Here is a 10,368-nt window from a genome sequence, read left to right on the forward strand (position 1 = left end):
GGCGAGGGGGCTTGCCCCCGTTCGGCTGCGAAGCAGTCGCAAATTAACCCACGCGTTGAACCTGGCGCACCGCAGCGCCGGCTTTGGGGTCGCTGCGCGACCCAACGGGGGCAAGCCCCCTCGCCACAGGGGATGATCGCCGTCAAAAGCTTTTTGACAGCATCACATTTCAACAGGTTAGAATCGCTGGCACGCGGACTGCATGGTCAGTGTGCGCCCGCCTTTACGCTTCTGGAGTACTGCCTTTGAATGCAACAACCATCAACAGCCTGTTCTTGATCGGCGCGTTGCTGGTAGGTGCGAGCATTCTGGTGAGCTCACTTTCATCGCGCCTCGGGATCCCGATTCTGGTGATCATCCTCGCGGTGGGCATGTCGGCCGGTGTCGACGGCGCCGGTATTATTTTCGATAACTACCCCACGGCCTATCTGGTCGGCAACCTCGCCCTGGCAGTGATCCTGCTCGACGGCGGTTTGCGCACCCGGGTGGCGAGTTTTCGCGTGGCGTTGTGGCCGGCGCTGTCGCTGGCCACGGTCGGCGTGTTGATCACCACCGGACTGACCGGCATGGCAGCGGCCTGGTTGTTCGACCTTAACCTGATTCAGGGCCTGCTGATCGGCGCCATCGTCGGCTCCACCGATGCCGCGGCCGTGTTCTCGCTGCTGGGCGGCAAAGGCCTGAACGAACGGGTGACCGCGAGCCTGGAGATCGAATCCGGCAGCAACGACCCGATGGCGGTGTTCCTCACCGTAACCTTGATCGACATGCTCGCCAGCGGCCAGACCGGCCTGCACTGGAGCCTGCTCGGGCACTTGCTGCGTGAGTTCGGTATCGGCGGCGTCATCGGCCTCGGCGGCGGTTGGCTGATGCTGCAACTGGTCAACCGTATCCACCTGGCCACCGGCCTTTATCCGATTCTGGTGATTGCTGGCGGCCTGGTGGTGTTCGCCCTGACCAACGCCCTGCACGGCAGCGGCTTTTTGGCGGTGTACCTGTGCGGTCTGGTGATCGGCAACCGCCCGGTGCGCAGCCGTCACGGCATTTTGCATATGCTCGACGGCATGGCCTGGCTGGCCCAGATCGGCATGTTCCTGGTGCTGGGGCTGCTGGTCACGCCCCATGACCTGCTGCCGATTGCTTTACCGGCGCTGGGCCTGGCGCTGTGGATGATTCTGTTTGCCCGCCCGCTGTCGGTGCTGGCTGGCCTGCTGCCTTTCAAGGCATTCCATGGACGCGAGAAGGCCTTCATTTCCTGGGTTGGCCTGCGTGGCGCCGTACCGATCATTCTGGCGGTGTTCCCGTTGATGGCAGGGCTGCCCAACGCGCAGCTGTATTTCAATCTGGCGTTCTTTATCGTGCTGGTGTCGCTGTTGGTGCAGGGCACAAGCCTGCCGTGGGTCGCCAAGCTTTTGAAAGTGACCGTCCCGCCGGAGCCCCTGCCGATCTCCCGATCGGCGCTGGAAGTGCATGTCACCAGCGAGTGGGAGCTGTTCGTGTATCGCCTCGGTGCCGAGAAATGGTGCATCGGCTCCCCCCTTCGCGAGCTGAAAATGCCCGAAGGCACCCGTATCGCAGCCCTGTTTCGTGGCCAGCAACTGCTCCATCCGTCGGGTAGTACGGTGCTCGAAGTCGATGATTTGCTCTGCGTGATCGGCCATGAACACAACCTTCCGGCCCTCGGAAAACTCTTCAGCCAGGCACCGCAACGGGGGCTGGATTTGCGTTTCTTCGGCGACTTCGTACTCGAAGGAGATGCCCAGCTGAGCGCGGTTGCTGCCCTGTACGGATTGAAAGTCGAGGGCATCGATCCGAACATGTCCCTGGGTCACTTCATTGCCCAGAAAGTGGGCGGCGCTCCAGTCGTCGGTGACCAGGTGGAGTGGAACAACACCCTCTGGACCGTCGCGGTCATGGAAGGGAACAAGATTGGTAAAGTAGGCGTCAGATTCCCCGAAGGAAGTCGCCCGGGTCCCGGCTTGTTCCTCTAAACTCCATCCTTCATCTCGTTTTCGATCGGTTTCTATGTCAACTCTGCGTACTTTTTTCATCATGGCCCTGCTGGGCTTGAGTCTATCCATCGGCACACTGCAAGCCGCCGAGCCGCCGTCCAGCGAAGCCGTGCAGGCGAGCCTGGACAAGATCGCCGACCGCAAACTGCCGGAGGCCGATCAGAAAGCCCTGCAAGCGGTCCTGCAGAGCACGCTCACCCAGCTCAACAACCGACGTGATTACGACCAGAAACTGATCAATCTCAAGCAACAGTTGGCCAACGCACCAAGACAGAACATCGAGAACCAGCGTGAACTGACCCGCCTCAAGGCCACCAAAGTGGTGCCGGTGGGGCAGCGCTATACCAAAGAGACGATTCAACTGCTCGAACAACTGTTGACCGAACGCTCGACTCAGCAAAGCGATCTGCAAAAAGCCCTGGCCGAAGCGAACAGCCTGATCATTACCGCCCAGACCCGCCCCGAGCGCGCCCAGGCCGAGATATCTGCCAGCCAGACGCGCATCCAGCAGATCAACAACATCCTCAAGCTCGGCAAGGACAGCGGCAAGACCCTGACCGCCGAGCAACGCGATCAACTCAACGCCGAACTCGCGGCCCTGAACGCCTTGATCCCGTTGCGGCGCCAGGAACTGGCCGGCAACAGCCAGTTGCAGGACTTGGGCAACAGCCAGCATGACTTGCTGTCGGAAAAATCCGATCGCCTGGATCAGGAGATCCAGGACCTGCAAACCTTGATCAACCAGAAACGTCTGGCCCAGTCGCAAGAGACAGTGACCCAGCAGTCCATCGAAGCGCAAAAGGCCGGCGGCAGCAGCCTGCTGGCCACGGAAAGCGCGGCCAACCTGAAACTCTCCGACTACTTGCTCAAAAGTACCGACCGCCTCAACGAAGTCACTCAACAGAACCTGCAGACCAAGCAGCAACTGGACAGCGTGACCCAGAGCGACTCGGCGCTGGACGAACAGATCAACGTGCTCAAGGGCAGCCTGCTGCTCTCCAAGATTCTCTACAAACAAAAGCAGGCTCTGCCACGTCTCAGGCTCGACCGCGACCTGGCCGACCAGATTGCAGACATTCGCCTGTATCAGTTCGAAGTCAGCCAGCAACGGGAACTGCTCAGCAACCCGATTACCTATGTCGACAACCTGCTGGCAACTCAACCGCCCGAGCAAGTCACCCCGCAACTGCGCAAGAGCCTGCTGGACCTGGCCACCACCCGCGCGGACCTGTTGGAGCGATTGAATCGCGAATTGAGCGCGGTGCTCAATGAATCCATCACGCTGCAACTCAATCAGAAACAACTGCTCAGCACCGCGCAAAGTCTGCGGGCGACGCTGGACGAGCAGATGTTCTGGATTCCCAGCAACAAGCCGCTGGATCTTGAATGGATGCACGGCGTGCCGGAACGCCTGCAACGCCAGGTCACTACCTTGCCGTGGGCTTCGAGCCTGAGCGAACTGACCGATGGCCTGACACAGCGACCGCTGCTGTTCCTGCCGCTGGCCTTGCTGATCGGCGCGCTGCTGTGGCGCCGCAAAAATCTCTATGCCCGCCTGAACAAAGTTCACCAGGACATCGGCCATTTCAAGCGCGACAGCCAGTGGCACACGCCGCAAGCGATTCTGATCAATATTCTGCTGGCGATGCCGGTTTCCCTGGGCCTGGCCTTGTGCGGTCTGGCGTTGCAGATCGACGCCCGCGGCCAGAACGCGAACATGGGTGCGGCGCTGTTGCAGATGGCCCAGGCCTGGCTGGTGTTCTACACCGCCTACCGCATCCTCGCGCCGGGTGGCGTGGCCGAACTGCATTTCCGCTGGGAAAAGCCCCAGGTCGAATTCCTTCAGGGCTGGATCCGCCGGCTCGGGCTGGTGGTGATGGCCCTGGTGACCGTGGTAGCGGTCGCCGAACTGCAACCGGCGGCGCTGGCCGATGACGTACTCGGCATGCCAGTGGTGCTGACCTGCTACGCCTTGATGGCCTGGCTGCTGAGCCGCCTGCTGGTCAGCAGCCCGACCCACGAAAACGCCTCGCTGTTCCGCAAGGCCGTGGGGGTCATGTTCACCGTTCTGCCGATCGCGCTGTTCGTCGCCGTATGCTTCGGCTATTACTACACCGCGCTGAAACTCAGCGACCGGTTGATCAACACCCTGTACTTGCTGATGTTCTGGCTGGTGATCGAAGCCACCTTCGTGCGTGGCCTCAGCGTTGCGGCACGGCGCCTGGCTTATCAGCGCGCCCTGGCCAAACGCCAGGCCGCCAAAGAGGCCGGCGATGGTGAAGCGGTGATCGAAGAACCGACCCTGGACATCGAGAAAGTCAACGAGCAGTCCCTTCGACTGATCCGTCTGGCGCTGCTCGGCGGTTTCATCGCGGCGCTGTACTGGGTCTGGTCGGACCTGATTTCGGTGTTCTCGTACCTGGACAACATCACCCTCTACGAATACACCAGCGGCACCGGCGCCAACATGAGCATGGTACCGATCAGCATCGGCGACATGCTTGGTGCATTGATCATCATCGGCATCACCTTCGCGCTGGCGCGCAACCTGCCAGGTCTGCTGGAAGTGTTTGTGCTGTCGAAGCTGAACCTGGCCCAAGGCAGTTCCTACGCCACCACCACCCTGCTGTCTTATGTGATCGCCGGCGTCGGTTTCGTCTCGACCCTGTCCACCCTCGGCGTGAGCTGGGACAAGTTGCAATGGCTGGTGGCGGCGCTGTCGGTGGGTCTCGGTTTCGGGATGCAGGAAATCTTCGCCAACTTCATCTCCGGCATCATGATCCTGTTCGAACGCCCGGTGCGGATCGGCGACACCATCACCATCGGCAACCTGTCGGGCACGGTGAGCAAGATCCGCATCCGCGCCACGACCATCACCGACTTCGACCGCAAGGACATCATCGTCCCGAACAAGACGTTCATCACCGGGCAACTGATCAACTGGTCGCTGACCGACACCATCACCCGGGTAACCCTCAAGCTCGGCGTCGACTACGGCTCGGACCTGGACCTGGTCAAAGAGCTGCTGCTCAAGGCGGCCCGCAATAACCCGCGCGTGCTGAAGGACCCGGAACCCCAGGTGTACTTCCTGAACTTCGGCGAAAGCACCCTCGACCACGAGTTGCGCATGCATGTGCGCGACCTCGGCGACCGTAACCCGGTGCTCGATGAGGTCAACCGCTTCATCAATCGCGAATTCAAGAAGCAGCACATCAACATCTCGTTCCGGCAGATGGAGGTCTATCTCAAAAACCTGCAGGGCCAGGAATACAAAATGGTCCCGGTTGAGCCGGAAACCAAAACCAATGTTCCGGTACCCACCAGCAAACCACGGCAAGAGCCACCGACTGTCGAACTCGACTAAGCGCGCTATCCCTAGCAGAATGCTCGGACATTCTGCTGGAGATGGCCGTTGAAAGCCCTCGACGAACTGACCTTCGACAATCGCTTCGCCCGCCTGGGCGACGCGTTCTCAAGCCATGTGCTGCCTGAGCCCATCGCGGCTCCACGACTGGTGGTCGCCAGCCCCGCCGCCATGGCGCTGCTGGACCTGGACCCGGCCGAGGCCGAAACGCCGGTGTTCGCCGAGCTGTTCGGCGGCCACAAGTTGTGGGCCGAAGCCGAGCCGCGGGCGATGGTCTATTCCGGGCATCAGTTCGGCTCCTATAACCCGCAGTTGGGCGACGGTCGCGGCCTGTTGCTGGGCGAGGTCTATAACGAAGCCGGCGAGCATTGGGACCTGCACCTCAAGGGGGCCGGTCAGACGCCTTACTCACGCATGGGCGATGGACGGGCGGTGCTGCGCTCGTCAATCCGCGAGTTTCTTGCCTCCGAAGCCCTGCATGCCCTGAACATTCCCACCACGCGCGCATTGTGCGTGATCGGCTCCGACACGCCGGTCTGGCGTGAGAAACAGGAACGCGCCGCCATGGTCCTGCGCCTGTCGCCGAGCCATGTGCGCTTCGGGCATTTCGAATTCTTCTACTACACCAAGCGCCCCGAGCAGCAGAAAGAACTCGGCGAGCACGTGCTGGCCATGCACTTCCCGCACTGCCTGGAGCAGCCGGAGCCGTACCTGGCGATGTTCCGCGAAATCGTCGAGCGTAATGCCGAACTGATCGCCAAATGGCAGGCCTACGGGTTCTGCCACGGCGTGATGAACACCGACAACATGTCGATCCTGGGCATCACTTTCGACTTCGGCCCGTTCGCCTTCCTCGACGACTTCGACGCCCACTTCATCTGCAACCACTCCGATGACCAGGGCCGCTACTCCTTCAGCAACCAGGTACCGATTGGCCAGTGGAACCTCAGCGCCCTCGCGCAGGCCCTGACGCCGTTCATCAGCGTCGAAGCCCTGCGCGAAACCCTCGGCCTGTACCTGCCACTGTTCCAGGCCCACTACCTGGACCTGATGCGCCGCCGCCTCGGTTTCACCACAGCTGAAGACGACGACCAGAAGCTGCTGGAGCAACTTCTGCAACTGATGCAGAACAGCGGCGTCGATTACAGCCTGTTCTTGCGCCGCCTGGGCGATGAGTCACCGGAACTGGCTGTCGCCCGGTTGCGCGATGACTTTGTCGACATCAAGGGCTTCGATGCGTGGGGCGAGCTTTACGCCGCCCGGGTTGCCCGTGAAGGCGTGATTGATCAGGAGCAGCGCCGCAAACGAATGCATGCGGTCAATCCGCTGTACATCCTGCGCAATTATCTGGCGCAAAAAGCCATCGATGCGGCGCAAAGCGGCGACTATTCAGAAGTTCGTCGCTTGCACGCGGTATTGAGCAATCCGTTCGAGGAGCAGCCTGGAATGGAGAGCTACGCCGAGCGGCCACCGGAATGGGGCAAACATCTGGAGATCAGCTGTTCGTCGTGAGTGAACGCGGCCCTCTGCACAACTGAAAAAGGTAAGGGCCCTGAAACCTATCTCCTTGATAAAGACCACCTTCGACTCCAGATCAGTTTCATGGACTGCCCAACTGAGAGCCAATCATGACCGACCCACTCCTCATCCCCTGCCCCCACTGCAACGGCCTGAACCGCATTCCCGCCGAGCGCCTCAACGATCATCCAAAGTGCGGCCGCTGCAAGGCTGAGGTCTTGTTGAGCCAGCCGTTCGAGTTGAAACAAGGCGATTACGCCAGTCAGATCAAGGGTGACCTGCCGTTGCTGGTGGATGTATGGGCGGATTGGTGTGGGCCATGCAAATCGTTTGCGCCGGTGTTCGAGCAGGCGGCGGGGCAGTTGGCGGGCAAGTGTCGGCTGGCCAAGCTGGACAGCGAGGCGAATCAGCAGTTGTCGGCGCAGTTGGGGATTCGCTCGATCCCGAGCCTGATTCTGTTCAAGAACGGCCGGGAAGTGGCTCGTCAGAGCGGGGCCTTCCCGTTACCGCAGTTGATGAACTGGTTGCGCAGTCAGGGGATCTGATAACGATCCCGAAATCCCTGAACAATGTAGAAGTCAGGCATTTTCCAGCAGAGCATGCAGATCGACGAATTGCTGGGTCAGTTTGTGCCGTGGGTCGAGGTGGATCAGCGGCGTGTTGGCCTGATGGGATTCGCGCATGCGCACCGAACTGGCCAGGTACACCGGTAGCACCGGCAGCCCTTCGGCGATCAGTTCGTCGAGGATTTGCTGCGGCAGACTGGCGCGGGCCTGGAACTGGTTGACGACGATGCCTTCGACTTCCAGCCCTTCATTGTGGTCGTCCTTCAACTCTTCGATTTCCGCCAACAGACCATACAGCGCCTGGCGCGAGAAGCTGTCGCAGTCGAAGGGGATCAGCACACGATCAGCGGCGATCAAGGCCGAGACGGCATAGAAATTCAGCGCTGGCGGGGTGTCGAGGTAGATCCGGTCGTAATCACCGTCCAGCTCATCGAGCAACTTACGCAGCTTGTTTATCTTGTGTTTGGCCTCAAGCTTGGGCTGTAAGTCTGCCAGCTCGGCGGTGGCAGTGATGACGTGAAGGTTGTCGAACGGAGTTTCGTAGATGTCGACCTGACCTTTCTTCGAGAACGGCCCGGACGACAAGGTCTGCTTGAAGAAGTCGGCGATACCCATCGGGATATCCTCACCGGTAAGCCCCGTCAGGTATTGAGTGGAGTTGGCCTGGGCATCGAGATCCACCAACAGCGTGCGATAGCCTTCGCTGGCGCTGACCGCCGCCAGATTGCAGGCAATACTTGATTTGCCCACGCCACCTTTCTGATTGAACACCACGCGCCGCATGTCTAAACCTCCGTGTATCAAAGAATGACCGAGTGTAGTAGTCCACATCGCTGCTTAGCTACCTCGCCAGCATCTAGACTACACAGTCATAGGCAAATCTCTGGCCGGAAAAGCTGCCAACTCGTCCATTGATAGCCGACAGTGCCGACAGACATGTCCGCCGCATTGAGGATAATGGCCAAACGACAGCCTTTCGCGAACCAGACGGTACATTTCGTTGCGCAAAATGTAACCAGTATTTGCTACACGCCCGCAGCACCGGGATAATGCGCGCCACTCGGCGTTAAGCGCCATGTCAGGTCAGCCGCGGTTTTGCGACTCACCACGTCAAGGAAGCCCGCAGGGGCGGGATGAATGTCTGTGATCAACTTCAACATCGCCCAATGGCGCGCGTGGGCCCCGGGGCTTGAAAGCGTGGATGATTGGCAGGCTTGGAGCCGACAACCGGTCGTGCTCGAGCCCAGCGATGCCGCCCCGGATGTGTCGTTCCTGCCGGCCATGCAGCGCCGGCGACTCAGCCGCCTGGCGCGGATGGCGTTCAGTGTCGGCTGGCCCTTGGCCGATGGTCGCCAGGACCTACCGCTGGTCTTTATTTCCCGCCACGGCGAAACACCGCGCACCTTCGAGATTCTCAGCGATCTGGCGACCGACCAACCGTTGTCGCCCACCCAGTTCAGCCTGTCGGTGCACAACGCGGTGATCGGCCTGTGGTCGATCATGCGCGGCGAAACCAGCGAAATGACCGCCCTCGCCGCCGCCGGCGATGGCCTTGAACACGGCATGCTGGAGGCCGCGACGCTGCTTGAGGAAGGCGCGCCCGCGGTACTGCTGATCGTCACCGAAGAGCAACCGCCCGCCGCCTACTCGACCTGGATCGATGATGTGCCTTTCCCTTACGCGATCGGCCTGCTGATTACCCCCGGTAATCAGTGGCAGCTGTCGCTGAACAGCACCTCGCAAGCGTTGTCCAACCCCCACTGGCCGCATGCACTGAATCTGATGCACACCCTGCTCGGCCAGCAGACTACCTGCCAACATGCCTGGAAAAATCGTGTATGGACCTGGCAACGCAACCCGTAACCGATAAAAACCGCGACGCCTACTACTGGCGCCTGCTGGCCACTGCCGCAAGCTTCACCCTGTTCGGGTTGAGCAGCCTGTGCCTGCGACTGGTGGTGTTCCCGCTGCTGAATTGCCTGCCGGGAGGCGTCCAGGCCCATCGTCTGCGAGCGCGGCAGACGGTCAGCCGGTGCTTCTGGTTTTTCATTCGTTTCATGGCGCGCAGCGGCGTGCTGACTTATGACATACAGGGGGCGGAAAAACTCGGACGGCCAGGCCAGATGATCGTCGCCAACCACCCTTCATTGATCGATGTGGTGTTTTTGATCGGTCTGGTGCGCCACGCCAATTGCGTGGTCAAGAAAAGCCTCTGGGAAAACCCGTTCACCCGCGGTCCGCTACGCTGTACCGAATACATCAGCAACGATGGCAGCATGGACATGCTCGACGCCGCTGCCGAGGCGCTGAAAAGCGGTCAGACCCTGATCATTTTCCCCGAGGGCACCCGGACCCAGCCCGGCCAACCGCCGGCCTTTCATCGGGGGGCGGCGGCAATCGCCCTGCGCGGTGCGAGAATCCTCACCCCGGTAATTATCAAGGTCAACCCGACCACATTGACCAAGGCCGAACCCTGGTATCGGATCCCCAAACGCCGCGTGCACTTCAGTTTCTGCGTCGGGGCCGATATAGACCCACAGGCCTTCGCTACGCAAGGACCTGCACCCCAGGCCTCGCGCAAGCTCAATGACTATTTGCACTCTTACTTTATCAAGGAGCTCGCCGAAGATGAGCGATCAGAACACCGTTAGCCTGATGCAGGAAATCAAAGAGCTGATCATCGAAGCCCTGGGCCTCGAAGACATCAGCGTCGACGACATCGGCGACGACCAGACGCTGTTCGGCGAAGGCCTGGGCCTGGATTCGGTAGACGCGCTGGAACTCGGCCTGGCGATCCAGAAAAAGTACGGCATCAAAATCGATGCCGACGCCAAAGACACCCGTAAACACTTCAGCAACGTGGCGAGCCTTGCGGCGTTCGTCAGTGCAACACAGGCAGCTTGAGACCGGA

The 10,368-nt window shown here is 60.6% G+C and carries 8 protein-coding genes; 7 read left to right on the forward strand and 1 reads right to left on the reverse strand.

Annotated features, from left to right (window positions below):
- Window positions 1–245: 245 nt before the first annotated feature.
- The 4 genes from J3D54_RS05985 to trxC all read left to right on the forward strand — a co-directional run bounded on the left by J3D54_RS05985 (window position 246) and on the right by trxC (window position 7,436).
- On the forward strand, window positions 246–1,988 hold the full coding sequence (locus J3D54_RS05985; protein WP_253417102.1) for a potassium/proton antiporter: 1,743 nt from the start codon (window positions 246–248) through the stop codon (window positions 1,986–1,988).
- A gap of 34 nt (window positions 1,989–2,022) precedes the next feature.
- Window positions 2,023–5,373, forward strand: coding sequence for a mechanosensitive channel MscK (gene mscK, locus J3D54_RS05990; protein WP_253417103.1), 3,351 nt, complete (start codon window positions 2,023–2,025; stop codon window positions 5,371–5,373).
- A gap of 48 nt (window positions 5,374–5,421) precedes the next feature.
- Complete coding sequence (gene selO / locus J3D54_RS05995; RefSeq protein WP_253417104.1) at window positions 5,422–6,885, forward strand: protein adenylyltransferase SelO; 1,464 nt, start codon at window positions 5,422–5,424, stop codon at window positions 6,883–6,885.
- A gap of 116 nt (window positions 6,886–7,001) precedes the next feature.
- A complete protein-coding gene (gene trxC / locus J3D54_RS06000; RefSeq protein WP_253417106.1) occupies window positions 7,002–7,436 on the forward strand; it encodes a thioredoxin TrxC in 435 nt (144 codons plus the stop codon).
- Between the two features lie 33 nt (window positions 7,437–7,469).
- On the opposite strand, the gene J3D54_RS06005 is transcribed toward trxC, so the two are convergent.
- Window positions 7,470–8,240 carry a ParA family protein gene (locus J3D54_RS06005; RefSeq protein WP_253417107.1) on the reverse strand — a complete coding sequence of 257 codons (771 nt, stop codon included), beginning with the start codon at window positions 8,238–8,240 and terminating at the stop codon, window positions 7,470–7,472.
- A gap of 354 nt (window positions 8,241–8,594) precedes the next feature.
- Between J3D54_RS06005 and J3D54_RS06010 the strand changes: the two genes are divergently transcribed.
- Genes J3D54_RS06010 through J3D54_RS06020 form a run of 3 tightly spaced genes read left to right on the forward strand, consistent with a single transcriptional unit; the run spans window position 8,595 to window position 10,361 of the window.
- Complete coding sequence (locus J3D54_RS06010; RefSeq protein WP_253417108.1) at window positions 8,595–9,320, forward strand: beta-ketoacyl synthase chain length factor; 726 nt, start codon at window positions 8,595–8,597, stop codon at window positions 9,318–9,320.
- Complete coding sequence (locus tag J3D54_RS06015; protein WP_253417110.1) at window positions 9,296–10,108, forward strand: 1-acyl-sn-glycerol-3-phosphate acyltransferase; 813 nt, start codon at window positions 9,296–9,298, stop codon at window positions 10,106–10,108. Before J3D54_RS06010 ends, J3D54_RS06015 begins: the two co-directional genes overlap by 25 nt.
- On the forward strand, window positions 10,086–10,361 hold the full coding sequence (locus J3D54_RS06020) for a phosphopantetheine-binding protein (protein ID WP_253417111.1): 276 nt from the start codon (window positions 10,086–10,088) through the stop codon (window positions 10,359–10,361). The genes J3D54_RS06015 and J3D54_RS06020 overlap by 23 nt, the downstream gene beginning before the upstream one ends.
- Window positions 10,362–10,368 lie beyond the last annotated feature (7 nt).

Origin of the sequence: Pseudomonas sp. GGS8, from assembly GCF_024168645.1 — a bacterium.
Taxonomy (GTDB): Bacteria; Pseudomonadota; Gammaproteobacteria; order Pseudomonadales; family Pseudomonadaceae; genus Aquipseudomonas.

Excerpts from the sequence above, each read along its gene's own strand:
- mscK (WP_253417103.1), top strand. The coding sequence starts at position 2,023 with ATGTCAACTCTGCGTACTTTTTTCATCATGGCCCTGCTGGGCTTGAGT.
- trxC (WP_253417106.1), top strand. The coding sequence starts at position 7,002 with ATGACCGACCCACTCCTCATCCCCTGCCCCCACTGCAACGGCCTGAAC.
- J3D54_RS06005 (WP_253417107.1), bottom strand. The coding sequence starts at position 8,240 with ATGCGGCGCGTGGTGTTCAATCAGAAAGGTGGCGTGGGCAAATCAAGT.
- J3D54_RS06010 (WP_253417108.1), top strand. The coding sequence starts at position 8,595 with ATGTCTGTGATCAACTTCAACATCGCCCAATGGCGCGCGTGGGCCCCG.
- J3D54_RS06015 (WP_253417110.1), top strand. The coding sequence starts at position 9,296 with ATGGACCTGGCAACGCAACCCGTAACCGATAAAAACCGCGACGCCTAC.
- J3D54_RS06020 (WP_253417111.1), top strand. The coding sequence starts at position 10,086 with ATGAGCGATCAGAACACCGTTAGCCTGATGCAGGAAATCAAAGAGCTG.